This is a genomic window from Rhodopseudomonas sp. P2A-2r, assembly GCF_026015985.1.
Taxonomy (GTDB): domain Bacteria; phylum Pseudomonadota; class Alphaproteobacteria; order Rhizobiales; family Xanthobacteraceae; genus Tardiphaga.
On sequence record NZ_CP110389.1, the window covers coordinates 2,780,481 to 2,806,403 of the forward strand.

At 65.1% G+C, this 25,923-nt stretch carries 24 protein-coding genes and 1 pseudogene; 12 read left to right on the forward strand and 13 right to left on the reverse strand.

Annotated elements, in window-relative coordinates; genetic code table 11:
• Positions 1-31 precede the first annotated feature (31 nt).
• Both ONR75_RS13080 and ONR75_RS13085 read left to right on the forward strand, forming a co-directional pair.
• Complete coding sequence (locus tag ONR75_RS13080) at positions 32-1,510, forward strand: glycosyltransferase family 39 protein (RefSeq protein WP_265082974.1); 1,479 nt, start codon at positions 32-34, stop codon at positions 1,508-1,510.
• 154 nt (positions 1,511-1,664) lie between these two features.
• Positions 1,665-2,108 (forward strand): helix-turn-helix transcriptional regulator, encoded by a 444-nt coding sequence (locus tag ONR75_RS13085; protein WP_265082975.1) that lies wholly within the window; start codon positions 1,665-1,667, stop codon positions 2,106-2,108.
• Here ONR75_RS13085 and phhA read toward each other — a convergent pair.
• Positions 2,094-3,002 carry a phenylalanine 4-monooxygenase gene (gene phhA / locus ONR75_RS13090; protein ID WP_265082976.1) on the reverse strand — a complete coding sequence of 303 codons (909 nt, stop codon included), beginning with the start codon at positions 3,000-3,002 and terminating at the stop codon, positions 2,094-2,096. The genes ONR75_RS13085 and phhA overlap by 15 nt on opposite strands.
• Before the next feature lie 223 nt (positions 3,003-3,225).
• Here phhA and ONR75_RS13095 point away from each other — a divergent pair, with 223 nt between their 5' ends.
• The 3 genes from ONR75_RS13095 to ONR75_RS13105 all read left to right on the forward strand — a co-directional run bounded on the left by ONR75_RS13095 (position 3,226) and on the right by ONR75_RS13105 (position 6,435).
• Complete coding sequence (locus ONR75_RS13095; protein WP_265082977.1) at positions 3,226-3,927, forward strand: DUF899 family protein; 702 nt, start codon at positions 3,226-3,228, stop codon at positions 3,925-3,927.
• A gap of 226 nt (positions 3,928-4,153) precedes the next feature.
• Positions 4,154-5,293, forward strand: a complete 1,140-nt coding sequence (locus tag ONR75_RS13100) for a DUF2778 domain-containing protein (RefSeq protein ID WP_265082978.1) — start codon at positions 4,154-4,156, stop codon at positions 5,291-5,293.
• Positions 5,294-5,457: 164 nt separating this feature from the next.
• Positions 5,458-6,435 carry a Bug family tripartite tricarboxylate transporter substrate binding protein gene (locus ONR75_RS13105; protein WP_265082979.1) on the forward strand — a complete coding sequence of 326 codons (978 nt, stop codon included), beginning with the start codon at positions 5,458-5,460 and terminating at the stop codon, positions 6,433-6,435.
• Between the two features lie 57 nt (positions 6,436-6,492).
• On the opposite strand, the gene ONR75_RS13110 is transcribed toward ONR75_RS13105, so the two are convergent.
• A complete protein-coding gene (locus tag ONR75_RS13110) occupies positions 6,493-6,738 on the reverse strand; it encodes a hypothetical protein (protein WP_265082980.1) in 246 nt (81 codons plus the stop codon).
• Positions 6,739-7,112: 374 nt separating this feature from the next.
• On the opposite strand from ONR75_RS13110, the gene ONR75_RS13115 reads away from it, so the two are divergent.
• A complete protein-coding gene (locus ONR75_RS13115; protein ID WP_265082981.1) occupies positions 7,113-7,772 on the forward strand; it encodes an outer membrane protein in 660 nt (219 codons plus the stop codon).
• A 129-nt stretch (positions 7,773-7,901) separates the two neighbouring features.
• Here the strand turns inward: ONR75_RS13115 and ONR75_RS13120 are convergent, their stop codons facing one another.
• Complete coding sequence (locus ONR75_RS13120) at positions 7,902-8,654, reverse strand: SDR family NAD(P)-dependent oxidoreductase (RefSeq protein WP_265082982.1); 753 nt, start codon at positions 8,652-8,654, stop codon at positions 7,902-7,904.
• An 83-nt stretch (positions 8,655-8,737) separates the two neighbouring features.
• Here ONR75_RS13120 and ONR75_RS13125 point away from each other — a divergent pair, with 83 nt between their 5' ends.
• On the forward strand, positions 8,738-9,064 hold the full coding sequence (locus tag ONR75_RS13125) for an ArsR/SmtB family transcription factor (RefSeq protein WP_265082983.1): 327 nt from the start codon (positions 8,738-8,740) through the stop codon (positions 9,062-9,064).
• Between the two features lie 19 nt (positions 9,065-9,083).
• A complete protein-coding gene (locus tag ONR75_RS13130) occupies positions 9,084-9,470 on the forward strand; it encodes a nuclear transport factor 2 family protein (RefSeq protein WP_265083643.1) in 387 nt (128 codons plus the stop codon).
• Between the two features lie 2,553 nt (positions 9,471-12,023).
• Here ONR75_RS13130 and ONR75_RS13140 read toward each other — a convergent pair.
• Positions 12,024-12,710: pseudogene (locus ONR75_RS13140) on the reverse strand (caspase family protein); the annotation flags it as partial.
• Between the two features lie 193 nt (positions 12,711-12,903).
• On the opposite strand from ONR75_RS13140, the gene ONR75_RS13145 reads away from it, so the two are divergent.
• Positions 12,904-13,308 (forward strand): hypothetical protein, encoded by a 405-nt coding sequence (locus ONR75_RS13145; RefSeq protein WP_265082984.1) that lies wholly within the window; start codon positions 12,904-12,906, stop codon positions 13,306-13,308.
• 67 nt (positions 13,309-13,375) lie between these two features.
• On the opposite strand, the gene ONR75_RS13150 is transcribed toward ONR75_RS13145, so the two are convergent.
• The gene (locus ONR75_RS13150) at positions 13,376-13,627 is read right to left on the reverse strand and encodes a HigA family addiction module antitoxin (protein ID WP_320109725.1); all 252 of its coding nucleotides are present in this window, start codon (positions 13,625-13,627) and stop codon (positions 13,376-13,378) included.
• Positions 13,628-13,655: 28 nt separating this feature from the next.
• Here ONR75_RS13150 and ONR75_RS13155 point away from each other — a divergent pair, with 28 nt between their 5' ends.
• Complete coding sequence (locus ONR75_RS13155) at positions 13,656-13,946, forward strand: CHAT domain-containing protein (protein ID WP_265082986.1); 291 nt, start codon at positions 13,656-13,658, stop codon at positions 13,944-13,946.
• Between the two features lie 207 nt (positions 13,947-14,153).
• Here ONR75_RS13155 and groL read toward each other — a convergent pair whose 3' ends face one another.
• Both groL and ONR75_RS13165 read right to left on the reverse strand, forming a co-directional pair.
• The gene (gene groL, locus ONR75_RS13160; protein ID WP_265082987.1) at positions 14,154-15,794 is read right to left on the reverse strand and encodes a chaperonin GroEL; all 1,641 of its coding nucleotides are present in this window, start codon (positions 15,792-15,794) and stop codon (positions 14,154-14,156) included.
• 43 nt (positions 15,795-15,837) lie between these two features.
• Entirely contained in the window at positions 15,838-16,161 is a 324-nt protein-coding gene (locus tag ONR75_RS13165; protein WP_265082988.1) for a co-chaperone GroES, read from the reverse strand.
• 419 nt (positions 16,162-16,580) lie between these two features.
• On the opposite strand from ONR75_RS13165, the gene ONR75_RS13170 reads away from it, so the two are divergent.
• Both ONR75_RS13170 and ONR75_RS13175 read left to right on the forward strand, forming a co-directional pair.
• Positions 16,581-16,865, forward strand: coding sequence for an usg protein (locus ONR75_RS13170; RefSeq protein WP_265082989.1), 285 nt, complete (start codon positions 16,581-16,583; stop codon positions 16,863-16,865).
• Positions 16,866-17,352: 487 nt separating this feature from the next.
• Positions 17,353-19,989, forward strand: a complete 2,637-nt coding sequence (locus ONR75_RS13175) for an EAL domain-containing protein (protein ID WP_265082990.1) — start codon at positions 17,353-17,355, stop codon at positions 19,987-19,989.
• Positions 19,990-20,049: 60 nt separating this feature from the next.
• Here ONR75_RS13175 and ONR75_RS13180 read toward each other — a convergent pair whose 3' ends face one another.
• The 6 genes from ONR75_RS13180 to ONR75_RS13205 all read right to left on the reverse strand — a co-directional run bounded on the left by ONR75_RS13180 (position 20,050) and on the right by ONR75_RS13205 (position 25,800).
• Positions 20,050-21,300: a NupC/NupG family nucleoside CNT transporter gene (locus tag ONR75_RS13180; protein ID WP_265082991.1), complete on the reverse strand. Its 1,251-nt coding sequence runs from the start codon at positions 21,298-21,300 to the stop codon at positions 20,050-20,052.
• A gap of 268 nt (positions 21,301-21,568) precedes the next feature.
• Positions 21,569-22,066 carry a hypothetical protein gene (locus ONR75_RS13185; protein WP_265082992.1) on the reverse strand — a complete coding sequence of 166 codons (498 nt, stop codon included), beginning with the start codon at positions 22,064-22,066 and terminating at the stop codon, positions 21,569-21,571.
• 126 nt (positions 22,067-22,192) lie between these two features.
• A complete protein-coding gene (locus ONR75_RS13190; protein ID WP_265082993.1) occupies positions 22,193-22,951 on the reverse strand; it encodes an SDR family oxidoreductase in 759 nt (252 codons plus the stop codon).
• A 19-nt stretch (positions 22,952-22,970) separates the two neighbouring features.
• Positions 22,971-23,498: a GNAT family N-acetyltransferase gene (locus tag ONR75_RS13195; RefSeq protein ID WP_265082994.1), complete on the reverse strand. Its 528-nt coding sequence runs from the start codon at positions 23,496-23,498 to the stop codon at positions 22,971-22,973.
• The gene (locus tag ONR75_RS13200) at positions 23,495-24,241 is read right to left on the reverse strand and encodes a proteasome-type protease (protein ID WP_265082995.1); all 747 of its coding nucleotides are present in this window, start codon (positions 24,239-24,241) and stop codon (positions 23,495-23,497) included. Before ONR75_RS13200 ends, ONR75_RS13195 begins: the two co-directional genes overlap by 4 nt.
• 92 nt (positions 24,242-24,333) lie before the next feature.
• Entirely contained in the window at positions 24,334-25,800 is a 1,467-nt protein-coding gene (locus ONR75_RS13205) for an argininosuccinate lyase (RefSeq protein WP_265082996.1), read from the reverse strand.
• Between the last annotated feature and the right edge of the window lie 123 nt (positions 25,801-25,923).

The following is a 25,923-nucleotide window of genomic DNA, read 5'->3' on the forward strand; positions in this document are numbered from 1 at the left end:
GATCAGCCCGGGCGATCTGCGGATGGTTCGCATGACCGCCGGGATCGTGGCGGGGCTGGTGCTGCTGCGGCTGATCGCGGCGGCATGGACGCCGCTGACCTTCGACGAAGCCTATTACTGGATGTGGTCGAAGCATCTGGCCGGCGGCTACTACGATCATCCGCCGATGGTCGCGGTGGTGATCCGGCTCGGCACCATGATCGGCGGCGATACCCAGCTCGGCGTGCGACTGGTGTCGGTGCTGCTGGGTCTGCCGATGAGCTGGGCGGTCTATCGCACGGCGATGCTGCTGTTCGGCGGCCATCGTGTCGCATCCACCGCCACGCTGCTGCTCAACGCCACCATGATGGCGGCGGCCGGCACGATGATCGTCACCCCGGATGCACCCGTGCTGGTGGCGTCCAGCTTCGTGCTGTTCACCCTCGCCAAGGTGCTGGATACCGGGCGCGGCGCGTGGTGGCTGGCGGTCGGCGCCGCGGTGGGCGCGGCGCTGCTGTCGAAGTATACCGCGCTGTTTTTCGGTCCGGCGATCCTGATCTGGCTGCTGCTGGTGCCGGAGCTGCGGCGCTGGCTGTGGTCGCCGTGGCCCTATCTCGGCGGTCTCGTCGCGCTGGCGGTGTTTTCCCCGGTCATCCTGTGGAATGCCGATCACCACTGGGTCTCCTTCATCAAGCAGCTCGGGCGCGCCCGCATGGAGCATTTCAACCCGGCCTTCATCGCCGAGCTGATCCCGACCCAGATCGTCTTTGCGACCCCGCTGGTGTTCATCCTCGGCGTCATGGGGCTGTATGCGCTGCTGCGGCGCGACGATGGCCCACGGGCAGCGCGGACCCTGATCAACGCGATCTTCTGGATCATCACGCTGTATTTCGCCTGGCATGCGCTGCACAGCCGCGTCGAGGCCAACTGGTTCGCGCCGGTCTATCCGGCGCTGGCGATCGCCGCGGCGGTGGCCGCGCATGTTTCGCGCTGGCAGCCGCGTGAGCAGCGGACGGTGAATTTCTGCCTGCGCTGGGCGGGGCCGACCGGCATGATGATGTTCCTGGCGCTGGTGCTGCAGGCCAATACCGGGGCTCTGTCGGCCTATCGCCGCGACGCCACGGTGCGCAGCATCGGCGTTGGCTTTGCCCAGCTCGCGACAGAGATCGAGGCCGTTCGCCTGCGTGTCGGGGCCAGCTGCGTGCTGGCCGACGATTACGGCACGACGAGCTGGCTTGTCTTCTATTTGCCGAAAGGGACCTGCGTCACGCAACGCGGCCAGCGTATCCGCTGGGTCAACATGCCGGAGCCCGATCCGGTGGCGCTTGCCGGCAAGTTGCTGTTTGTCGGCAACCCCAACGCGGCCGAGCTGCCGGAACTGAAAGCGAGTTTCGGGCGAATCGAGAAAGTCGCCGAGTTGAGCCGCAAGCGCGGGCCGCTGGTGATCGAGCCGGTCGAACTGGACCTGCTGGAAGAGCCAAAGGGCGACGTGCTCGACCGTTCGCCGCCGCCGGAACTGGCTGAACCATAGTCCGCGGATGGGCCAGCGCCGTATCCGCCGGCGCTGCCCATGCGACAATGGCGCATCGCGTCGCAATTGCCCCGACCGCGATCAATTTTATCGCTGCCAGCTTTGAACCAAATCCCGGGGTCGTTGCGACCTATGGCCGTGGGAAATGGAATGATTGGCGGACGCAATGCAAAACACAAATTTCGAAGCCAGTGAACTGATCGGGACGGACAAGGTCAGCGAGCGCGTGACGGCGGACATTGCCGTGGGCGCGGTTGGGTTGCGCGCGGCACGAATTGCCAGCGTAATGGCGCAAATCCATGACGGCTTTGCCCATCAGCAGTTCTCCACCCGGGTGGTGGCGGAAAGGCTCGGCCTGTCGGTGCGTTACGTTCAGGATCTGCTGCAGTCCTCAGGACTGAGCATCACCGATCGCATCATGCAACTGCGGCTGGAGAAGGCGCGGACGATGTTGCTCGACGACCGCAACTGCATGCTGAAGATCAGCGACGTCGCCCTGAGCTGCGGCTTCAACGAGTTGTCGTATTTCCACCGCAGCTTCCGCCGCCGCTTCGGTTCATCTCCGGCCAAGTTCCGCACCAACTCATTGAACAGCTGATGCTGCCTTGGGCTTGTTGTTGAAATAGGCCCGGGTGCCCCGATTGATGACGCGGTCGGTCTCGGTGATGTCATGGGCGGCGATGTCGGAAGCATCGCCGAGCCGTGCATAGAGCGGGCCGAAATCGCGATAGCTGTCCTCCAGCAGCTTCTCGAAGCTGTCGATGACGAAGTAGGTCTGCTGGAAATCGTCGATGACGTAGTTGGTCCGCATCACCCGCTCGAGGTCGAAGCCGATCCGGTTGGGGGAGGGATCTTCCAGCGCGAACACAGATTCGGTGGCCGATGACAGGATGCCGGCGCCGAAGATCCGCAAGCCATTGGCGCCTTTCAGCAAGCCGAATTCCACCGTGTACCAGTGCAGCCGCGCCAGGTTTTTCAACCGGCCGAGGTCGAGCGCACGACGACCGCCTTCGCCATAGGCCTGCATGAAATCCGCATAGACGGGGTCGGCGAGCAGCGGCACGTGGCCGAAGACGTCGTGGAAGATGTCCGGCTCCTGCAGGTAGTCCATCTCGTGTTCCGGCCGGATGAAGGCGCCAGCGGGAAAGCGGCGATGGGACAGGTGATCGAAGAAGATGTCGTCGGGCACCAGTTCCGCGACGGGGACGATCTGCCAGCCAGTGATTAGCTTCAGCCGGGCGCTGAGCTTTTCCAGCTCGGGAATGCCGGTCTCGGACAGTTGCAGCGTGTTCAGCGCGGTCAGGAACGGATCGCAGGCACGGCCTTTCAGAACCTCCCGGGCGCGGGCGAACAACCGGTCCCAGCGATCGTGTTCCGCGGCGGAATAGCTGCCCCAGTCCTGATCGAGGGTAAAATCCGGCCGTCGCGGTGCCGAGAGATAGCGGCTCTTTTCTGCCGAATGACCATAGGGATCGCCTGACAGCGCGGACATGAACGTGTCTCCCATATCGATGGCGCCGGGATGATGCGCCATGCTTGGAGTATCAATATGGCGCGGGCGGGGAATGTTCCGTCCCGGCGCTTCTCACCGCAGATCGGATTGGGCAGGGCGACCTTCGGAAATCGTCGCCGGCGCCGTTGCGTCATGTCGGTCCAGCCGGCGCCGGGACGTCTTGCACAAGGACGTGTCGACATCAGCATGTGGAGATCATGCCATGAGCAACCGGACATTGAAGCCGGCCACGGAACTGGCGAAGGCCAGCCCGTTTCGCTATCCGAACGAGAGTGAGGAATATCGCCGCGCACGTATCGCGCTGCTGGCGGAAGAAATCGAGCTGCGCCGCCATATCGAGCGCGTGGCCGAGCAGCGTCGCGCACTGCCCGATGGCGGCGAGGTGACCAGGGCCTATCGGTTCGTCGGAGAAAACGGACCGGTGGATTTCCGCGGCCTGTTCGGCGGCAAGGATACGCTGGTCGTGTACAGCTATATGTTTGGGCCGCAGCGCGACAAGCCGTGCCCGATGTGCACCTCGTTGCTGTCGGCATGGGATGGCGAGGTGCCGGACATCCAGCAGCGCGTCGCGCTGGCGGTGGTGGCGCGGTCGCCGATCAAGCGGTTGCTGGCGTTCAAGAAGCAGCGCGGCTGGCACCATTTGCCGCTTTACTCCGATCCGACCGAGGAATTCAGCCGCGATTACCATGGGCTGACCGGGGATGGCGGCGACGATGCGGCATTCAACGTGTTCACACGCAGGGCCGGCATCATCCGCCATTTCTGGAGCGGCGAAATGGACCGCGCCAGCGCCGACCCCGGCCAGGACCCGCGCGGGGCGCCGGATCTGATGCCGCTATGGACCATCCTCGATGTCACGCCGGAGGGACGTGGCACCGACTGGTATCCCAAGCTGACCTATTGAGCGAGGTCGCCGCCGAACGGATCGCCTCCCCGAGGGGGAGGCGGCGATGGTTTGACGCACCGGTCGACCGGCAAATGCCCGGGTTTCCCGCAGTCTCACAACCGCCGACCTTAATCCGCATTTAACTAAAAGTCGCCCTAATGGCGCTTCGCTGCTCTGCGAGATGCTCCACGGATCCGTGGCTTCGCAGGGCAGGTGCAGTGACATTGGTGTGGACTCAGGGCGAATGAAGACCCGTAATCGCGTATCCAAGGCTTCTACGGCTCATCGCCGACGTTCATCCCGCAATACCGCCCCGCAGAACCTGCTCGGCGGCGTCGCCGTTGGACTGGTGGCGCTGGGCTGCGCCTGGACGTTGTATGCCAACCTGTTCGCGGCCGGGGTCGATGCCGTCTCCGGCAGCGTCAGGGTCAAAACCGCAACCGCGACAACAACATCGGCCGCCGACGGCGAGCAGTCGTCCTTTGCCGAACGCTTCGGTCAGACCTCATTCGCCGATCGCTTTGCCCCGATGGCCAAGGCGGCGGCACAGGCAGCGGCGGATATCGCGCCGACCTCGGTGACGCTGGGTCGCCAGGTCGCCTGGCTCGACCCGACCTTCTCGATGGGCGCGCCGCCGGAGCGTTTCCGCCGTCCGCCGGTTCCGGCCGCAGTGGAGGCCGCTGCGATTGCCCAGGCCGAAATTCCGAAGCCGCTGGACGCCGTGAAGCCGCCGACCGTGCGTCAGCTGGTGGCGAGCATTCCGGTGCCGGCCGCCAAGCCCTCCGAGCTGCGCTTGCCGCCCAATCAGAGCATCTCCGCCCATGAGCTGATGGTCCAGCGCGCCAAGGCCACGGTGCTTGCCGCCGCCAACAACAAGCCGTCGATGTTCGAGAAGCTGTTCGGCAGGGAGCAGCCCGCTGCGGGCACCCAGCTCGCCTTCGCCGGCTCCGATGGCGGCATCGGCAGCGACGGTCGCGATCTCATCAAGGCGCAGGCCTATGACCGCACCACGGCGGTCTATGATATCTCGGCCAAGAAAGTCTACATGCCGAACGGCACCACCCTGGAAGCGCATTCCGGTCTCGGCAGCCGGCTCGACAATCCCGCTTACGCCCATGAGCGGATGCGCGGCGTCACCCCGCCGCATGTCTACGACCTCAAGCCGCGCGAGGCGCTGTTCCACGGTGTCGCGGCGCTGCGGCTGACACCGGTCGGCGGCGAGGGCGCCATCTATGGCCGCAACGGCCTGCTGGCGCACACTTACATGCTGGGCCCCAACGGCGATTCCAACGGTTGCGTGTCATTCCGGGACTACAACAAGTTCCTGCAGGCCTACCGCAACGGCGACGTCCGGCGGCTGGTGGTGGTCGCCAGGCTCAACTGAGGCAAAGCGCCGCGAGCGGCAGGCCTTGCTGTACGCACTACATCCTGTCTCAATCCCTTATAAATTGTACCGCGATGCGCCGGATCAACCATCCGGCGTGATGCGGTCATAAGGGGCGACGCTCATCGAGCGGATCTGCCTTGCTGGATTGGGGAGGGGACACCGTGACTTTCAACATCATTCGCGCTGCCACGCTCGCTGCGTTCGCCCTTTCGGCCGGGGCCGCAGGGGCGCAGACTCCGGCATGGCCCGACAAACCGATCACCTTCATCGTGCCGTTCGCCGCGGGCGGCGGCACCGACGCCTTCGCGCGGCCGCTGGCACAGCAGCTCGACGCCCAACTCGGCAAGCGCGTGCTGATCGAGAACCGCGCCGGCGCCGGCGGGACGGTGGGAGCCTCGCTGGCCGCCAAGGCTGCGCCGGACGGCTATACGTTCTTCATGGGCGCCGCTCATCACGCCATCGCGCCGGCGCTGTACCCCAAGCTCGACTACGACATCGAGAAGGACTTCATTCCGGTGGCGCTGATCGCGCGGCCGCCGCAGGTGGTGGTGGTCAATCCCGACAAGGTGGCCGCCACGACGCTCGGCGAGTTCATCGCCTATCTCAAGGCCAATCCCGACAAGGTCAATTACGGCTCCGCCGGCGCCGGCACCACCCATCATCTGGCCGGCGAGCTGTTCAAATCCATGACGGGCACCAGGTTGCTGCATGTGCCGTATCGTGGCGCCGGGCCGGCGATGCAGGATCTGATCGCAGGCCACGTCCCGGTCGTGTTCGACGGGCTCGGTTCGTCGGCGCCGCAGATCAAGAGCGGCCAATTGCGCGCGCTGGCGATCGCCGCGCCGCAGCGGGTGGCGGCATTCCCCGATATTCCCACCGCCGCCGAAGCCGGCCTGCCGGGCTACGAAGTGGCGACCTGGTACGGCTTGTTTGCGCCGAAGGGCACGCCGCAAGACATTGTTGACCGGATGGCGAAGGAATTGCGCACCGCGTTGCAGACGACTGCGATCAAGGAAGCCTGGGCGCGCAACGGCTCCGACGTGCCCGACGTGTCCGGCGCAGCCTTCGCCAAACTGGCGTCGAGCGAAGTCGCGCGCTGGGGCAAGGTGGTGACCGAAGCCGGCGTCAAACTCGACTGAGACGGCAGCAAAAAACCCGGCATCGCTGCCGGGCTTTCCGTTGTCAGTGCTTGTCTGTTAGCGGCAGACGCGGGTCTTGGTGACGACGCGGCGGCCCATCGGCCCGCGCCGCACCACCGTTCGCACGGTGCACACCGGGCCGCGGCGAACCACCTTGCGGCGAACCACATAGCGCGCGGCGGAGATATCGGTGCTGGTCGAGGCGATCCCGGCCTGAACCGGCGCTGCGGCCGATGCCGGTACGCTGAACGAGGCGAGGCCGAGTGCGACAGCGGCGGCAAATCCAAAAGCAATTTTCTTCAAGAACGTTCTCCTTGGGTGCTGATAGTGGGCAATCAACTGCCATCCCATCGTGGTGTTCCGCGCCTGATTCCAAAATGAAGGAACTGTGGTGATGGCGCGGCAACGGGAACCGACATCGGTTGCGGGTGCGTTGGTCTGATGGACAGGTTGCGTGGCGATCCGCTCTGCCGGACGTTCCGGCCGGCGTCTTGTCAGGCCATTCGGATGTGGCGGATCGGCCACGCGCGAGAGGCTGAGACGCTCGGTCAAGTCATTGCGCGCGCAGCGCATTGCCTCCTTGGCGGCAACTCACCTAGTGATCACCGCAGTTAATCACTGGGGATTCCGATGAAGAAGCTTTCTTTGCTACCGCCGCGATCGTTGCTCTGGGAGCGGTGAATGCGGCATCGGCCGCCGATCTGGCCGCGCGTTCCTACACCAAGGCACCGGCTCCGGCGGCTGTGGGCTATAACTGGTCCGGCTTCTACGCCGGCGTGATGGGCGGCTACGGCTGGTCGCAGCGCGTGCGTCTCGACGGCTTCGCCGTGAGCAGCAACGAGATCAACGGCGGCTTCGGCGGCGGCACCATCGGCTACAACTGGCAGACTCCCGGCAGCATGTGGCTGTGGGGCATCGAAGTCGACGCCGCCGGCAGCGCGATCAAGTATCGTGAAGCCCTGCTGCCGAATCTGACCTTCGAGGACAAGGTCCGTGCCTTCGGCAGCGTCACCGGTCGAGCCGGTGTCACCGCCGGCGCCGCGCTGTTCTACGCCAAGGGCGGCTATGCCTGGGCCAACAACCAGGTGTCGCTTACTGTGCCGAACGTCGCGACGGTGTCCGAGAGCAAGACCCATTCGGGCTGGACCGTCGGTGGCGGTGTCGAATACATGTTCGCATCGAACTGGTCGCTGAAGGGCGAATACATGTACGCCGACTACGGCAATGCCCGTTACGGCGATGCCACCACCGGCTTCACCGACCTCGGCCTGACGACCCACACCGTCAAGGGCGGCGTCAACTATCACTTCAACAGCCCGGTCGTCGCCAAGTACTGATTTTTAGCAAGCCCTTTTCAGGCAAGCTTTACCCGGCCGCAGCGATGCGGCCGGGTTTTTCGTGTTGGCATGGCATGTGTGCCTGACGGGTCGAAGGGCGATCGCTGCGGCGCTATCGTTCGGGGATAGCTACTTCAATCCACCTGTCACATGCAGCGTTTCGCCTGTGACGTAGGATGCAGCGTCCGACGCCAGGAAAACGACAGCCGAGGCGATTTCCTCAACCTTGCCGATGCGGCCCATCGGCGTGACGGATTCGATCCAGCCGCGCATGTCGCCTTCGGCGATACCCGCCGAGACGACGCCCTCGGTGGCAATCATGCCGGGATTGACGGCGTTGACGCGGATCTTCCTGGGCGCGAGTTCCTTGGCCAGTACGGAGGTGATGGCGTCGACGGACGCCTTTGTCGCCGTGTAGACTGCCGAATTCGGCGGCGTGATCGTCGACACGCCCGAGGAGATGTTGACGATGCTGCCGCCGGCAGGATTGAAATGCCGCACCGCTTCCTGCGACACGAGCAGCAGGCCGAGTACGTTCAGGTCGAAGTGCGTGTGGAAGTGCTCTGGCGTGATGCCGTCGAGCGGGGCAAAGGCGTAGATGCCGGCATTGTTGACGAGGATGTCGATCGGTCCGAGCGCCTTGACGGTCTCGGCGACCACCGCGGTGGCTCCCTTGGGATCGGCGAGATTGCCGTGCACGGCGACGGCCTTGCCACCCTGGGCCGTGATCTTCGCGACGATGGCGTCGGCACCTTGTTTGCTGGAGGCGTAATTGACAGCCACGGCCGCACCGGCGGCGGCGAGCTGAATGGCGATCTCGGCGCCGATGCCCTTGGAGGCGCCGGTCACCAGCGCGACCTTGCCTGCGAAAGTCTTGGTCATGGTCCTGTTCCTTGTTTAATAGTTCAGAAATACCGAAGTATGGAAGTATTGAACCGGATCAAGGGGGCGCCTATATCTTTATCATGGCTCCCTTCGTTCACCCCGCGCGGCAGGACATCACGCTGGCCGGCGTTCTCTCGGCACTCGCCGATCCGATCCGGCTGCAGATCGTGCGGGGCCTGATCGGAAAGGGCGACTGCATGTCCTGCATCGAGGCGTCGCCGTGCCCGGACATTGCCAAGTCGACACTGTCCAACCATTTTCGCGTCTTGCGCGACGCCGGTCTGGTCCAGACTGCCAAGAAGGGCGTCGAGCATCGCAACATCGTGCGCGAGGAGGATATCAACGCACGGTTTCCCGGGCTGCTGAAGACGATCCTGAAATATGCCGACGAGAAGCCGAGCGGCTAGGGCGCAGGCGGAGGTTGACATGGATGGTGCAACCATAAGGGCTTCGCCGCAGCGCCATTGGGATGCGTCGGATGCCGGCGATTTCACAGCCGAACATGACATCTACCGCGACGATGCCGTGCTGGATTATCCGGAGTCCCGCGAGCGGATTCGCGGCCGGCGCAACATTCAGGAGAGCCGGTTCGTCCAGCCGAACAAGAAGCGCTTTGCGGTCCGGAGCATGATTGGTAGCGGCGATCTGTGGGTCACCGAGTTCGTGCTGACCTATGACGGCATTCCGACCTATGCGGTGAGCATCATGGAATTCCGCGACGGGCTGGTGGCCCACGAAACGCAATATTTTGCCGACCGGTTCGAGCCGTCGCCCTCGCGTGCGCATCTGGTCGAGCTTGTCGGCGGCTCGTAGCTCGGGCGTAGCGGCAGCAGCGAAGCGGATAGCGTTTCGGTGATCAGGCCCTAACAAACAAAACCCCGGCATCGCTGCCGGGGTTTTCTTTGTCGATCGCGCCGCATTCGGAGGCCCCTGCGGGGGCCTCCGATCGGCCCCGCCGCGGCTCACCGCGGAGGCGGGCAGGGCTTGCCGTCGGGCAGCGTGCAAGGCTTCCCCGCGGGGGCAGCCGGACGGGCCGCTGCCGGCGGAGGCGCAGGTGGCGGTGCCGGCCGCGCCGCAGGAGGCGGCGGAGGCGGTGGCGGTGCCGGCCGTGCCACGGGAGGTGGCGGCGGAGGTGGCGGTGCCGGCCGTGCCACGGGAGGCGGTGGCGGTGGAGGCGGTGCCGGTCGCGCCACGGGAGGTGGTGGCGGCGGAGGCGGCGCTGGTCGTGCCACGGGAGGCGGTGGCGGCGAAGGCCGCGCAACCGGGGGCGCTGGCGGCGGTGGCCGCACCACAGGCGGTGGCGGTGCTGACGGTCGCGCTGCAGAGGGAGGAGGCGATGGTGGTGCTGCCGGACGCGCCGCGGCCGGAGGAGGCGGCGGTGTTGGGCGCGCCGCAGCAGGCGGTGGCGGCGGCGCGGCTGGACGGGCCGCTGCGGGTGGCGGCGTCGACGGCCGGGCGGCTGCCGGTGGAGGTGGCGGCGCCGCAGGCGGGGTCGATTTGGGGGCGGCCGACGGGGCTGCCGGTGTCGGGGGCGAACCGGGCAAGGGCGGCAGCGGGTGGCCGTTGGCGCCAGGCAAGGCCGATCCCGGTTTTGCGCCATTGGGCGCTGCGGTAGGCGTCCCGGGGTCGGGCGGGGCTGGCCGTTGGCGGCCGGCGGCGTGGAGCCGGGCGCGTTCGCATGCGGCGGCGGCGTTGCAGGTGACGGCGCTCCGGCCTGTTCGGGTCTTGCGCCGCCAGCCGGTGCAGCCGGTGTCGGCGGCGAACCGGGCAAGGGCGGCAGCGGTTGGCCGTTGGCGCCAGGCAAGGCCGATCCCGGCTTTGCGGCATTGGGCGTCGCGGCAGGCGTCCCGGCTGCCGGGCGAGGCTGTCCGTTGGCAGCGGGCGGTGCGGAGCCCGATGCGTTCGCGCCGGGCGGCGTTGCCGGCGACGGTCCACCCTGTCCGGGGCGTGCGCCCGCCGGCGCTGCGCCGGGGACGGGCGGCAGTGGCTGTCCGTTGGCGCCGGGCAGGGCGGTGCCGGAGGCTTTGCCATTCGGCGTCGCCGGATTCGCCGGCGGCGGTCCACCCGCCGGGTTGGCTTTCGCGCCGGCCGGCGTTGCACCGGGCGCGCCCGGGACCGGCGGAAGTGGCTGGCCATTGGCACCCGGCAAGGTCTGCGCTGCCGGCTTGCCATTGGCAGGGGCACGACCGGCGCGCCGGGCGGGGTCGCCGGATTGGCACCGGATAGCGGCGTTGTGCCGGCCGGTCCCATTTTGGCACCCGTGGGCGGCAAAGCGCCGGGCGCGGGCTTGCCGTCCGGCGTCGGTGCGCCGGGACCGCCGGGCGGCGGGGTCGTCTGCGCCTGGGACGGTGCCGGCTTTGCCGCCAGCGCCGGTTTGAACAGCTGGGCGGGCGGGGGACTGGGGGCCAGCGCCGCCTTGGTCGCGACCGACGGCGGCAGCGACGGCGCGAGCAAGGCCGCGGCGCCGACACCGGCAGCACCCGCCGCGATCGCGCTGGCCGCCACCGGCGGCGATGCCGGCGATCCGGCCTGTGCGGGCGCCTGTGCGGGCGCCGCCGCCACCGGGGCTGCCGGCGGTGGCAGGACCTGCGCCTGTCCCGCGGGATTGGTGATCGTCACCGCATTGGTGGTGTTGTTGATCACCACGGTGTTGTGGATGTTGTTGTAGATGATGTTGCTCGGCGGCGGCGCCACGTCGCGCGGCGGCCGGACCCACACCGGCACCGGCTGATAGTTCGGCACCGGCAGGACATAGGCATAGACCGGAGGCGGCGGCGGCGGCAGATCGTCGAAATAGACCGGGCGCCGCGGCAGGAAGAAGACCGGCGGCGGCGGGGGCGGCGCAAAATCGAAATCCGGATCGTCGAACATCAGCACCGGCCGCTGGATGTAGATCACTTCTTCCGGCGGCGGTGGCGGAATGTCGTAGGCCATCACGGTGAAGCTGGGCGGCGGATCGTAGGCAGCCGAGAGATAGCTCAGCCGGCGCCGCGCGTCGTCGGAATGCGCGCCGCGCGGGTAGCGCCGCAGATACGACCAGTAGGCCGGCGGCGTGTTGACGTTGCGGGTGCGGCGCCAAGTGATCGCCTCGCGGCGCGCGGCGACGATGGCGCGCACGCGCCGCGCCATCGGATCGCGGGGATAGGCGTCGAGAAAGGCTTCGTAGTCCTCCAGCGTGTCGCGATCGACCGCGGCGAGATAGGCTTCCTTGGCATCGAAATCGCGTACCGGGCGGGAGCGCATCGCCGCGGCCTGCTCGCGCGACACCGTCGGCGGCGGCGCGTCGGGGGCGCGTTCGAAGAAGGTGAACGGCGCCTGCAGCTTCGACACGTTCCATGGCACCTGCGCGCCCTTGGTCGTCTCGTTGACGCGCAGCCGGATGCGGCTGAACAGGTCGTCGCTGCTCAGGCCGCCTTCGCGCATCATCTCGGCGAGCGCCTGTGCATAGGCCGAATAGGGGCCGGCCTCGTCGGGCGCCACGGTGCCGGGTGCGGCGTTGAACGCCACCAGCATGCCCGGCTCGGGATCGACCAGCGCCAGTCCGCCGGACAGCGGATTGCCGGTCCTGGCAAAGGGATTGGCGCGCGCCAGATCGAGCACAACCATGCTGGCCTTCAGCTTCAGCGCCGCCAGCGGCGCCGTATAGTCAGACAGGCGGACGGCTTCCACGGAGACATTGACGTCACGGGTGATCTTGGCGTCGATCGGCGCGAAGTAATTCTCGCCTTCGAGCTGCAGGCCGTAGCCGCCGAGATAGACGAAGGCGACGGCGTCGGGGCCGGCCGAGGCGGCCTTGTCGAGGAATTCCCGGAAGGTGCGGCGCAGCGTGTCCTGGTCGAGATCGCGGGCGCCGGTGACGTCGAAGCCGGCGGCCTGCAGGGTCTGCGCGATCAGGCCGGCGTCGTTGGCCGGCGTCGGCAGCGCCCCGGCCTGGTAGTTGGCGTTGCCGATCACCAGCGCGATGCGCCGTTCGGCGGGCGCGGCCCGCGACGGGCTTTCCGAGGCCACGATGCAAGCCAGCAGGACAGCAAGGAATTTCAGCATCCACGTCATGGCGGCTCCGCGCGTTCTGGAATCGTGTCTCTAGTCTGGAAGACATGCGTTGAATGAATACTGAATGCAACAGGTCGAAACTAAGGCTGAGGCCCGGAGCGGTGCAAATAGGCGGGTCTGGCGGTCCATTCCGCCGTTTTCAACCGTTGAACCCCGCTCCACAAGCCGATGACAAAACGTCGAGGAGATCGTCATGTTGTACATCGCGCTGGCTGCCGTGACCGCCATTCTGCTGCTTCAATCGACGGGTGCTATTCCGCTGGCGAGCGTCGGTGGGTCGCTGACGATCGGCCTCTGTTTTCTGGTCGCTGCGCTGGCGGTTGGCCTTCACGAGGCATGGACGAAGCAACGCGGCGTGCTCGGCTGGATCGTCAACGTCGTTGTCACCTTCATCGGTGCGCTTGTGGGCGCCCAGTTCGGCGGGCTGGTCGTGGTGATGCTGATCGGCGCGATCATGGACGTGAACGGGTCGCTGGCACGCACGGGCGGTCTTGCCATGTCCGCCGCACTCGCCGGCGGCATGCTCGCCACCTTGTTCGGCGCGTGGGCCGCGCTGTGGATCGTCAACCGATGGCGATCGGATCCGAAGCCCACGTGACGCAGAGCCGTTATCCGCGCGAGGCTCCCGGCGGACGCTGCGTTCGTCGCGCAATTGTCGGCCGCGATCACGTCGCGGGGCGCGGAACGATCTTCTTGTAGTTGTTGGTCATCTCCGCCTTGGAGAGGTCATGTGCGATCTGCAGGCTCAGCCAGAACCGCGGATCGGTCCCGAAATAGCACCCCAGCCGGATCGCGGTGTCGGCACTGACGTCGCGCGCGCCGCGCGCGATCTCGCTCAGGCGATTGGCGGGAACGTCGAGCGCCTTCGCCAGCGCCCGTGCCGACAGCCCCAGCGGGACGAGGTATTCCTCGCGCAACACTTCGCCGGGATGGGTGCGTAAGGCTGTGGATCATCCGCCGGACGTTATCGTTCTCAACGCTTGCAAAAGCGCCGGCGCGCGCAGGGCTTTGCTCGGCGTCGCAAAAGCCATCATAGTCATGGAAGATTCCGTCTCCGACACCGCGGCAGTCGCATTTGCGATAAAATTCTACGGAGCGATCGCGAGCGGCCAGTCTCTACAAGCCGCATTTGATCAAGGTTCTGCCGGTGTTGCTGCTGTATCTTTGGATGAGGCGTGCACACCAGCGCTCACAATTGCAGATGGTGTGAATGCAAGAAAGCTGTTTCTCCCCTGAGCTACCGCTGACGAACTATTGCTCTTATTCGTAAAGACCCGAATTTTTCGAGCCATTTATGAATATTGTGCCTACTGAAGTCCGGATCCGAGGGGTTTGGCGCAAAATTGCCTCCATCAATTTTGTGACCTTGGTGCCCTGGAATAACAAAGGGCGCAGTTCTCACTGCGCCCTCCGAGTTTGTAATAAGCTTGGTTGGCTTGGACCTTAGAAGTCCATGCCGCCCATGCCGCCGCCCGGGGGCATGCCACCGGCAGCGCCACCCTTCTTCGGCAGCTCGGCCACCATGGCTTCCGTGGTGATCAGCAGGCCAGCAACCGAAGCTGCGTTCTGGATCGCGGCACGGACCACCTTGGTCGGGTCGATGATGCCCTTCTTGACGAGATCGCCGTAGGTGCCGGTCTGCGAGTCGAAGCCGAAGGCATACGACGGGTTTTCCAGGACCTTGCCGACGATGACGGAGCCGTCCTCGCCTGCGTTCAGCGCGATCTGGCGGGCCGGAGCCGAGAGAGCGCGACGCACGATTTCAACGCCGGTCTTCTGGTCGTCGTTCGCGGTCTTGATCTTCTTCAGCTGCTCGGAAGCGCGCAGCAGGGCGACGCCGCCGCCCGGGACGATGCCTTCTTCGACAGCGGCGCGGGTTGCATGCATGGCGTCGTCAACGCGGTCCTTGCGCTCCTTGACTTCGACTTCGGTCGCGCCGCCGACGCGGATGACGGCAACGCCGCCAGCCAGCTTGGCGAGACGCTCCTGCAGCTTCTCACGGTCGTAGTCCGAAGTGGTCTCTTCGATCTGCGCCTTGATCTGGCCGACGCGGGCTTCGATGTCCGCCTTCTTGCCAGCGCCGTTGACGATGGTGGTGTTCTCCTTGTCGATCATCACCTTCTTGGCGCGACCGAGCATGGCGAGCGTGACGTTCTCCATCTTGATGCCGAGATCTTCCGAGATCGCCTGGCCGCCGGTCAGGATCGCGATGTCCTGCAGCATGGCCTTGCGACGATCGCCGAAGCCCGGAGCCTTCACAGCGGCAACCTTGAGGCCGCCACGCAGACGGTTGACGACGAGGGTGGCGAGCGCTTCGCCTTCGACGTCTTCCGCGACGATGACGAGCGGCTTGCCGGTCTGCACGACGGCTTCGAGCAGCGGCAGCATCTCGTTGAGGTTGGAGAGCTTCTTCTCGTTGATCAGGATGTACGCATCGTCGAACTCGACGCGCATCTTGTCAGCGTTGGTGACGAAGTAGGGGGAGATGTAGCCGCGGTCGAACTGCATGCCTTCGACGACGTCGAGTTCGGTCTCGAGCGACTTGGCTTCTTCAACCGTGATGACGCCCTCGTTGCCTACCTTCTTCATGGCATCGGCGAGGAACTTGCCGATTTCGCTGTCGCCGTTGGCGGAGATGGTGCCGACCTGGGCGATCTCTTCGTTCGAGGTGACCTTCTTGGAGTTCTTGACGAGGTCGGCGACCACGGCTTCCACAGCCAGGTCGATGCCGCGCTTCAGATCCATCGGGTTCATGCCGGCGGCAACCGATTTGGCGCCTTCACGGACGATGGCCTGGGCCAGCACGGTCGCGGTGGTGGTGCCGTCGCCGGCGAGATCTGCCGACTTCGAGGCCACTTCACGGACCATCTGGGCGCCCATGTTCTCGAACTTGTCGTCGAGCTCGATTTCCTTGGCGACGGTGACGCCGTCCTTGGTGATGCGGGGCGCGCCGAACGACTTGTCGAGCACGACGTTGCGACCCTTGGGGCCGAGCGTCACCTTGACGGCGTTGGCGAGAATGTCGACGCCGCGCAGCATCTTGTCGCGGGCATCAACGCCGAATTTCACTTCTTTGGCTGACATGTTTGCTTCCTGAATGATTGAAGGGTTGCGGGAGAGGCGCTTACTAAGCGACCTTCTTCTTGGCGGGAGCGGCAGCGATATCGGTGAGGACACCCATGATGTCGCTCTCCTTCATGATCAGCAGCTCCTGGCCGTCGATCTTGACTTCGGTGCCCGACCACTTGCCGAACAGCACGCGCTCGCCGACCTTGAGGTCGATCGGGATCAGCTTGCCAGCTTCGTCACGGCCGCCGGGACCGACAGAGACGATTTCGCCCTGGGAGGGCTTTTCCTTGGCACTGTCCGGGATGATAATGCCGCCAGCAGACTTCTCTTCGGCGTCGATACGCTTGACCACAACGCGATCGTGAAGCGGACGGAATTTCATGCAGTCCTCCTAAGTTTCTGAAGATGTTTGCCAAATCTTGAATTTAGCAGTCAGCGCCAGCGAGTGCCAGCGTTGCCGGTCTGGACATAGGCCCGTGGTTCCGGCTGGACAAGCCCTTCTAGCAAAAATTTTGGCACTCAAATATGACGGCTGCCAATTTGCCGCGGCATCCTTAACGGCGGTAGCGGGTGCTGTTAGCAGTCGCGGTAAGTCGCTGCTAACGCTCGCAATTTCAATGGATTGTTAAACTTTTAGGCTTGAGATGACGTGGTTAATTGCGTCACATTTCATGCATCGCACTGTCATGGCGAAGTGGAATCCGGTTCGCGGCAGGCAGCGCGGTCATAGGAGCGAAGAGCGAATTCGACATCGACCGTAAGCCACTTGTGCCGAATGCGCTCTGTCCATGGAGGTTTGACATGGTTGCGAGAAGTGCAGTTTCCGAGGACTTCAGGAAGCAGGTGCTGGGCTACGGACTGACCACGGCGCAGATCCTGTATCGGATGCCGGACCACCCCTCACTGCTGCAAACCTATCTCTGGCAGAACTACGACCTGTTTCCCAAGTTTCCGGCGCTGAAGGATTTTCTGGCGTTTTGGGAAGAGAAATTGGAGGGGCCGCTGTTTTCGGTCACCGTGGCGCATTCCAAGCTGATCAAGCCCGCTGAACTCCGTGCCATCGACGGCGTGTTCCGGCTGCATTGACACGGCTTGAATTGATTCGGCCCGAGCAACGTAGCCGCGCAACATGCCAAAGCGGCTGCGCTGTCTAATCACGGATTTGCATTGCGCTCCCGTGTCGGTGAGCCCGGCCGTTCGTTCGCCGCGACTTGCGCGAGTCGCGCCCCCGATTCTCCCTGGGACGACCGTCGGATCTCCGCGCCGTCGTAGCGATCATCCTCGACGCCGTCGTCTTCCGCAGGGCCATCGCATACGTCGCATTGGGTCGTCTGATCGCAAGTGGATCGGCGACCGCTACCATCCTTCGGCGATAGGTACTATTCGACCTGGTGCAGGGCATAGCGCATCGATCGAAGGCGCGATCCTATCCTTCCGTGCAACGGAAATTTTAGGATGCCCGTCGCCCCGACGGGTCCGCGCAACACTTTAATCACTGTTGGACCTCTAAGTTCGATTCCGTACGCAGCCTTGCACAGAAGGCGTTGGTTGCAACAGGTATCTGGGTCTTGCGATGTACTCCTACGCGACGTCTACGATCGAAGCGTCAGACCTCGGCCTGATGGCGCTTGAGCGAGCGGATGATGCCGTGGTGATCATCGATGGCGATTATCATGTGCGTTACTTCAATGCCGCCGCGGAATCGATGTGGGGGCTGAAGCGGAACGAGGTTCTCGGTCGCGATGTCGGCTGCCTGGGGATCGATGCACTGCGCCAGCCGATGCCGATTCCTTTCTATTGCAGTGTCGACGGACCCGTCGGGATACCGCAATTCCGTGCCGAGATCGGCATCGTACGCAAGGACGGTCGTCGGATCCCCGCAGAGCTGGCTATGTCGCAGGGCGAGCAAGGCGGCGAGCACTGCACAATTGCCTTCGTTCGGGACATCACCACGAAGGTTGAAAATCGCGAACGGCGGGCGCTTCTCTCGTTGATCGCTGACAGGACCAACCGTGTGGTGGTCGTCACCGATCCCACCTATCACATCATGTACACGAATGCCGCCTTCGCGGATCTGTTCGGTTATCCGCCGGAGGAGGCGCAGGGCCAGCTGGCGCCCAAGCTGTTGCTGGGCCGCTATAGCGACCGCACGACACTGGCCCGCATCGGACGCTGCATCAAGGAAGAGGGCGGCGAGGAGGAGATCCTCGTCTACAACAGGAACGGCGACGAAATCTGGATCTCGGTCAGGGTGGAAGCGTTCCGCAATGCGAGCGGACAAATCACCCATGTGTTTGCGCTGGTGACAGATATCTCCGAGACCAAACAATTGCGCGCGCTGCAGCAGCTCACCCTGAGCGCGCTCGCCGATGAAATGCCCATCACCGAAATCGCCGATCGCCTGTGCAGGCTTGTCGAGAAGATTGCGCCCGATGTGGTGTCCTCGCTGCTCCACGTCGACGCCGGCGGATTGATTCATCCGCTGGGCGGTCCCAGCCTTCCGGAGGACTATTCCCAGTCATTGGAGGGTGTCGCAATCGGTCCGGACATGGGCTCCTGTGGAACGGCCGCGTTCTACGGTCGGCCCGTCCTCGCAATCGATATCGACACCGATCCGCGCTGGCAGCCCTACAAGGCCCGTCCGCTTCAAGTCGGCCTGCGCGCTTGCTGGTCTTCCCCGATCAAGGCGAAGAACGGTCGCGTGATCGGAACCTTCGCTTTCTATTTCAGAGAATGCCGGCCGCCCAGTCGCTGGCATCAGCGCATCATCGATGCCTGCGTGTATCTCGGCTCGCTCGTGATTGAGCGCAAGGAAGCGCGCTCCCAGATCGCGCGGCTCGCCTACTACGATACGTTGACCGGATTGCCCAATCGTACGCGCCTACGCGATCTGATTGCCGAAGCGATTGAAGGGTGTCCCGCCGGACGGCATGTGGCGCTCGCGTTCCTCGACGTCGACAATTTCAAGGACGTCAACGATACGCTCGGTCACTCCGCCGGCGACGACGTCCTGGTGGAATTCGCACGGCGCCTGCGCGCGCACGTTCGTCCGGGCGACATGCTCGGTCGCCTCGGTGGCGACGAGTTCGTGATCGTGATGCCGAATTGCGAAGGGCGCGAGGCGGGAGAGGTCGCTTCAACGGTCGCCGAGGCCATGCTGGTTCCGCTCGAGATCGGAGTGCGGCAGGTGGCGATGTCGGCGAGCATCGGCATCAGCCTCTATCCGGACAATGCGTCGGACATCGACACGCTGATCAAGCAGGCGGATGCGGCGATGTACCAGGCCAAGCGCGCCGGGCGTTCCACCTATCGCTTCTACAGTGCCGACATGAACGGGGGCGGTCAGGAAAGAATCGTCTACAGCGCGGCGTTGCGCGCCGCGATTGCGAACGATGCGCTTGAACTCCACTATCAACCGCAGATCCGAACTTCGGATGGTGCGATCCATGGCGTCGAGGCCCTGGCCCGCTGGCATGATCCGGTGCTCGGCACGGTCTCGCCGGCCAAATTCATCCCGCTGGCCGAGGAGTGCGGACTGATTGAGCAGGTCGCGCTTTGGTCGATCCGCCAGGCCTGTCGCCAACTGGTCGCGTGGCGCGCTGCCGGGCTGGATATTCCCTGCGTCTCGGTCAATCTGTCGCCCATCAACTTCCAGAATGCGGAGCTGGCCCCGATCGTTGCCGGAATCCTGGCGGAGTTCGGTCTGCCGCCGGAGGCGCTGATGCTGGAGGTGACCGAAGGGGTGGTGCAGAACGAGCGTTCGCAGGCCATCGAGACGATGATGGCGCTCCGCACGCTTGGCGTCGGGCTGTCGCTTGACGACTTCGGCACCGGCTATTCGAGCCTCAGCCGGCTGGCGCATCTGCCGATACGCGAACTCAAGATCGACCGCAGCTTCATGCATGATCTGGAGACTGCCGCCTGTGCGCGGGCGCTGGTGACCGCCGTCGTCCGCTTTGGGCAAAGCCTGCAAATGACCGTGGTCGCTGAAGGGGTAGAAACCGAAGGACAGTTCCAGCTGCTCGCAGAGTTAGGGTGCGACGTGGTCCAGGGATTTCTTTATGCCCCGGCGCTGTCGCCCGCCGCCTTCGGTCGCTGGCTGCTCGACCACAGCGCATCGCGGGCAGGCGTGCTGCTGCGCGGAATCGAACAATCCCTTTCTGTGCCGGCGATCGACGCTCGCCCGGCGCGTCGAAGCTCCGGCGGTTGATACAGTGGCGGCGCATCTTGTCCGCGACCAGGGTTCTGCCCGAGGCTGAAACCGGAGCTACTAGCTGAGCACGCCGACGATGGCGCCCATCAGACAGGTGGTCAGCGTGCCCGACACGATCGACTTGAGCCCGAGCGCGTTGATCTCGTCGCGGCGTGCCGGCGCCATGGTGCCGAGGCCTCCGATCATGATGCCGAGGCTGGCGAAATTGGCGAAGCCGCACAGCGCATAAAGCATGATCAGGCGCGAGCGCGGGCTCAGCGCATCGGGCGCGAGTTTGCTGAAGTCGAGATAGGCGATCAACTCGTTGAGCACGGTCTTGGTGCCCATCAGAGCTCCGGCCGTGACCGCCTCATTCCATGGCAGGCCGAGCAGCCAGCACACCGGCGCCATGGCGATGCCGAGCATCCGCTGCAGCGAGATTGCGGCGCCGCCAACATGTGGCAGCAGGCCGAGCAGGGCGTTGGCGAGATAGACCAGCGCCACCAGCACCAGCAGCAGCGCGATGATGTTGATCAGCAGCTCGACGCCGCCCGCGGTGCCCCTGACGATCGCATCCATGGTGCCCGAGGCGCCCATCTCGGGATCGGTCAGCGCGCCGCCGGTGCGACGCCGGTCGGTCTCCGGCACCATGATCAGGCTGACCAGGATCGCGGCCGGTGCACCGAGCACCGAGGCTATCACGAAATGCGCGGCAGCATCGGGAATCAGCGGCGCCAGGAAGGTCGCGTAGAGCACCAGCACGGTGCCGGCGATGCCGGCCATGCCGCCGGTCATCACTAGGAACAGCTCGCTGCGGGTGAGTTGATTGAGATAGGGCCGGATGAACAGCGGCGCCTCGACCATGCCGAGGAACACATTGGCGGCGGTGGACAACCCGACCGCACCGCCGACGCCCAGCGTGCGCTCCAGCAGCCACGCCATGCCGCGCACCACCGGTGGCAGCACGCGCCAGTAGAACAGCAGGGTGGTCAGCACGCTCATCACCAGCACGATCGGCAGCGCCTGGAACGCGAGCACGAAATCCGCCCCGGGTGTCTTGAGGTCGAACGGCAGCGCGCCGCCGCCGAGATAGCCGAACACGAACGAGGTGCCGGCCCGCGACGCCGCCGAGATCATGCTGACGGCGTCATTGATGACGCCGAAGGCGTGGGCGACAATCGGGATTTTCAGCAGTACGATCGCGGTGACGAAGGTGGCGACGAGGCCGATGGCGGCTTGTTTAAGCGACACCTTGTTGCGGTTTTCGCCAAGCGCCCAGGCGATGCCGAGCAGCGCCAGCACGCCGAACGCCGATTGCAATTGCAGCATGAAGCCCCCGATGCCGCGGCGATGATACCCGGGCAGGACACGTCTTGCAAAGATGGTGCCGACGATGAGGGCGAAGACAAATGAAGCGGGCTCGCCAGATCGTTGAAAAAACCTGGCGTCGCAGTGCGGATAGCTCAAACATGCTGAGCTGCCGTGGGTGGCAAAGCGGCGTCATCCACAGATATCGGAGAGAAAAACAGAGCGACTGCGTGGGGCTGAGTTTGCCGCCTCGCCCAGGGCTCGTCGCTTTCTGGGCGAGGCCGGTCCATCACCGGCTCCGATGGTCTCTCACAATCGGCTGCGTGCGATGGTCGCGCACGACGTTCGTGGCCGGCGGCCGTCGATGATCTCGCGTGCTCGGCGGTGCCGCCGCAGGAGGCAGGCGATCGGTGCGACGGTTGCTCACGTCAATCGGCTTTTTGCTTCCGCCCAATGTGCGGCCGATCACCACGCCGCCCAACCCTCCGGCGGCACGTCCCGCAGCCCCTACGGCGCCGCCTATCGAACCCAAAACGCTGTGTCTGTTGGTCGCCGCGCTGGCCGTAGACGCGCCGGCGACGTGGAAGGAGACGACTGCGACAATAGCTGCGCCTCCTGCAAAGCTTCGCACCAAGTTGATGGTTTTATTCATGTCATGAAATTCCCGCTCGTGTTGAACACTGGCGAGAATGAAGTCGGAATTTCTCTCGGTCGCGTCGTCCGTTCGGAGGATGGCCGGCGAAAATGCCTCGCATCCCGCACGCCCCTGCGGCGTGATCACTTTCATACGCAGCAGAGGAGGGGACGACTGCTCCCAGAAGAAAATAGGCTCAGGCTCTGCGGTGCACCACTGTCGCTGCACGATGGCAGCGCACCGCGCCGTGTCGACAAAGACTTTCGGTCTCCCTGAAGTTTACCCCCGCCCGACGAACGGCATCTTCGTTGCCATCACCGTCATGAACAGCACGTTGGCGTCGAGCGGCAGGCCGGCCATATAGGCGACGGCGTCGCCGACGGCCTTGGCGTCCATGCGCGGCTCCTGCTTGGAGGTGCCGTCCGGCTGCAGCACGCCGGGCCCGTTGACCATGCGGTCGGTCATCGGCGTGGCGGCATTGCCGATGTCGACCTGGCCGACCGCGATGTCATAGGCGCGGCCGTCGAGGTTGCTGGCTTTGGTCAGGCCGGTGATGGCGTGCTTGGTCGAGGTGTAGGCGGCGGAGAACGGCCGCGGCGCATGCGCCGAGATCGAGCCGTTGTTGATAATGCGGCCGCCGCGCGGGGTCTGGTCTTTCATGATGCGGAAGGCGTGCTGGGTGCACAGGAACGGCGCGGTCAGGTTGGTGTTCACCACCGCCTGCCACTGCTCAAGGCCGAGATCCTCGAACGGCAGCGGCGGCGCGCCCATGCCGGCATTGTTGAACAGCACGTCGAGCCGGCCATAGGTGTCCATGGTTTTGGCGAACAGTGCGGCGATCGAGGCGGGGTCGGCCATGTCGGCGGAGACGGGCAGGCTCTTGCCGCCTTCGGCTTCGCCGAGCTTCTGGGTTTCCTGCAGCATCTCCAGCCGGCGGCCGGCGAGCACCACGGTGAAGCCGGCCTTCATCAGTGCCATTGAGGCGGCGCGGCCCACGCCTGTGCCGGCGCCGGTGACGAGTGCAATCCTGGTGGTCATCAGTTTCTTCCTGTTGTTCTTATGGTCGTTTACGGCTCATGAAGCAGGCGTGTTCGTCGTAGCTTCGCAATTGCCGGTCGAGGTCGGGGTCGACGATCACGGTGTCGAACCCCTGCCGGCGCCAAAAATGTACTGAATTGCCGACCGCAACAAGGGTGATGTTCGGCAGCTGCAGGTCGGCCGCGTGGGCCGCCAGAACATCGACGATGGCCGCGGCGGCGCCCGACCCGCGCGCCGCCGGCAGCAGCGCCAGATCGTGGATGTAATAGGTCGACGGCGGCAGCGCCGGCCTGTCGAGGCGGGTGTTGAGCCGGGGCGGCCGTGCGAATTGCCAGGGATGGCTGATGACATAGCCGACCGGGGCGTCTGCGCCTTGCAGCACGAAGCAACCGGCGGGATGGTGCGTCAGCCGATCGGCGAACACGGTTTCGTCTTCGGGGTAGGCGACGTGAACGAGGTCGGCGAGCGCCTTCACCGCGGGCAGGTCCGTTGCGGTCATCGGGCGCCATTGCAGCAGACCCGGCGGCATCGGTTCGCTCCGGCTCACGTCTCGTTCTTGTAAGGCGGCCGTGGGATATTGTGGTGGGCCTGGCGCAGCGCCGCCGACCAGCGCGAGCGCAGGTCGTGGAAATAGGGCTCGCCGGCCTCGATGCGGTGGTTGAGGTCGGCATCGCAGACATCGGTGCGCACCACCAGAACGTCGATCGGCAGGCCGACGCCGAGATTCGAGCGCATGGTCGAATCCATCGAGATCAGGCCGGTCTTCAGCGCCTCATAGAGCTCGACCTCGTAATGCATGGCGCGATCGAGCACCGGCTTGCCGTATTTGTGCTCGCCGATCTGCAGATACGGCGTGTCGGTGGTGCACTCGATGAAGTTGCCGGCCGGATAGATCATGAACAGCCGCATCTTGCCGCCCTTGATCTGGCCGCCGAGCAGGAACGAGACGTTGAAGTTGATGTCCTCGGATTCCAGCGCCTCACCTTCGGTGGCGTTGACGTGGCGGATGGCGCGGCCGATGCGCTGTGCGGCCTGGAACATGGTCGGTGCGTTGACCAGGGTCTCGCGCTCGCCGGTGGTCGGGTTGTCGATGCCCTCGCTCAGGGTCGACAGCACCGACTGGCTGATCGCCAGATTGCCGGCGGAGGCCACCGCCATGACGCGATCGCCGGGCTGGTTGAAGATGTGCAGCTTGCGGAAGGTCGAGACGTTGTCGAGCCCCGCATTGGTGCGCGTGTCCGCGATCATCACCAGGCCGTCCCGCACCAGAATTCCGCAACAATAGGTCATCGAAGGTCCTTGCCCGACCAGAGGGTCGACAGAACACTGATAGGTCATTCAGACGGCGCGTAAAACCCCCGGAATGCTGGCTTCCGTCCGCTTTACGGCGCCCCGAGCCGCGCGAAATCCCGATCCAGCCCGGCCAGCGCGCCGTCGATGCGCTGCCGCCTTGCCTTGATCCACTGATCCTGCTCGGCCAGCGACTGCTTCGCTTCGGCCACCATCCGCGCCATCTCGGCGGGCTGCGGCCCACCGGCGGTCGCGCGATGGCGGATGATCGCCACCGGGTCCAGCGCCGCGCGGAACTCAGCCTCGCTCATAGGCAGTTCGCCGCCGGCCACCTTCATCTCTGTCAGCGTCGTGGCAAAGATCTGCCGGGCCTCCTGATAGGGGAAATCGCTCGGCCGGATATCGTGCGCCTTGCCGTAATCGACGACCTCCGAGGCGAAATGATGCCCGACGCGGAACGGCAGCTTGTATTGCCGCATCAGCACATCGGCCACTTCCTGGGATGCGGTCCAGTCGCTGTTTAATTCTTCCAGCGCACGTTCCGGATTGACCACCAGCGCGCCGAGGATGCGGTCCCAACCGGCCAGCACGCGCGTGGCGCCGCCGACCACCGCGGCATTGTCGCCGACGTTCTTGGCATCGTTCATGCCCGGCGGAATGTTATGCGCCTGGATGGCGCGACCGATCCCCAGCGATACGACGTTGGAGGCCTGCCCGCGCACGTCGTTGAGCAGCCCGGGATTGCGCTTCTGCGGCATGGCGCTGGAGACATAGGTGTTGCCGCCGCCTTCCTGAAGCAGGATCCAGGGGCGCGGCTGGGCGTATTGCACCATGACGTCCTGAATGTAGGCGCCGGCATGGAGGGCGATCGCGGTGGTCACCGCGCCGAGCTCGACCGGGATTTCGGTGGCGGAGATCTGCGCGGCGTCATAGGCATTGTCCACGGTCGCGGCAAAACCGAGGTAATTGGCCATGCGGGGGCGGTTGAGCGGCCAGCTCGTGCCGTTCAGCACGGTGGTGCCCATCGGCGAACGGTCGAGCCGGGCGTAGAACTGGCGCAGCCGCTCGGCATCGCGCTGCAGGCCCGCCACATGGCCGAGCAGATAGTGCCCGTAGCTGTTGGGCTGGGCCGCGACGCCGTTGGTGTAATTGGGGACGATGGTGCCGGCATGTTTTTCGGCGAGTGCCACCATGGTGGCGGTCGTCTTGCGCAGCTGCTCGGCCAGGGTCAGTACCTCGTCGCGGATGATGGCGGCGCGCACAGTGGCCAGCATGTCCTGGCTGGAGCGGCCGGCATGCAGCAGCGTGGCCTCGACGCCGGCAGCCTCGATCAGCAGTGGCTCGAAGGTGATGACCAGGGTGGGCCGCTTGCCGCCTGGCTGCTCGCCGGCCTGCAGCACCGTGCGCAATCCGGCCGCGATACGCGGCGCCACCGCGCGATCCAGCAGGCCCTCGTCGGTATTGATGACGGCGCTGGCCTTGTTGATCTCGCCCAGCCAGAAGAACTCGTCACGCCTGGGTCCGGATTGCGCATCGGCCCCGACGGCTGTGAACGACATCAATAGCGCTGCAAGGCAGCTTGCCGTCTTCTGCATGTTTCCTCGCTTTTGACGGCGCTTGGCCGCGCCTTTCATTCGACGGTCGCGTCTCCCGGCGGCGGCGCCCAGGCATCGATCAACCGT

Coding starts and splice junctions, on each gene's coding strand:
- ONR75_RS13080 (WP_265082974.1), top strand. CDS start 32: ATGACCGCCGGGATCGTGGCGGGGCTGGTGCTGCTGCGGCTGATCGCG.
- phhA (WP_265082976.1), bottom strand. CDS start 3,002: ATGTCCGCGCTGTCAGGCGATCCCTATGGTCATTCGGCAGAAAAGAGC.
- ONR75_RS13095 (WP_265082977.1), top strand. CDS start 3,226: ATGAGCAACCGGACATTGAAGCCGGCCACGGAACTGGCGAAGGCCAGC.
- ONR75_RS13100 (WP_265082978.1), top strand. CDS start 4,154: ATGAAGACCCGTAATCGCGTATCCAAGGCTTCTACGGCTCATCGCCGA.
- ONR75_RS13120 (WP_265082982.1), bottom strand. CDS start 8,654: ATGACCAAGACTTTCGCAGGCAAGGTCGCGCTGGTGACCGGCGCCTCC.
- ONR75_RS13125 (WP_265082983.1), top strand. CDS start 8,738: ATGGCTCCCTTCGTTCACCCCGCGCGGCAGGACATCACGCTGGCCGGC.
- ONR75_RS13130 (WP_265083643.1), top strand. CDS start 9,084: ATGGATGGTGCAACCATAAGGGCTTCGCCGCAGCGCCATTGGGATGCG.
- ONR75_RS13145 (WP_265082984.1), top strand. CDS start 12,904: ATGTTGTACATCGCGCTGGCTGCCGTGACCGCCATTCTGCTGCTTCAA.
- groL (WP_265082987.1), bottom strand. CDS start 15,794: ATGTCAGCCAAAGAAGTGAAATTCGGCGTTGATGCCCGCGACAAGATG.
- ONR75_RS13165 (WP_265082988.1), bottom strand. CDS start 16,161: ATGAAATTCCGTCCGCTTCACGATCGCGTTGTGGTCAAGCGTATCGAC.
- ONR75_RS13170 (WP_265082989.1), top strand. CDS start 16,581: ATGGTTGCGAGAAGTGCAGTTTCCGAGGACTTCAGGAAGCAGGTGCTG.
- ONR75_RS13175 (WP_265082990.1), top strand. CDS start 17,353: ATGTACTCCTACGCGACGTCTACGATCGAAGCGTCAGACCTCGGCCTG.
- ONR75_RS13180 (WP_265082991.1), bottom strand. CDS start 21,300: ATGCTGCAATTGCAATCGGCGTTCGGCGTGCTGGCGCTGCTCGGCATC.
- ONR75_RS13185 (WP_265082992.1), bottom strand. CDS start 22,066: ATGAAAGTGATCACGCCGCAGGGGCGTGCGGGATGCGAGGCATTTTCG.
- ONR75_RS13190 (WP_265082993.1), bottom strand. CDS start 22,951: ATGACCACCAGGATTGCACTCGTCACCGGCGCCGGCACAGGCGTGGGC.
- ONR75_RS13200 (WP_265082995.1), bottom strand. CDS start 24,241: ATGACCTATTGTTGCGGAATTCTGGTGCGGGACGGCCTGGTGATGATC.
- ONR75_RS13205 (WP_265082996.1), bottom strand. CDS start 25,800: ATGTCGTTCACAGCCGTCGGGGCCGATGCGCAATCCGGACCCAGGCGT.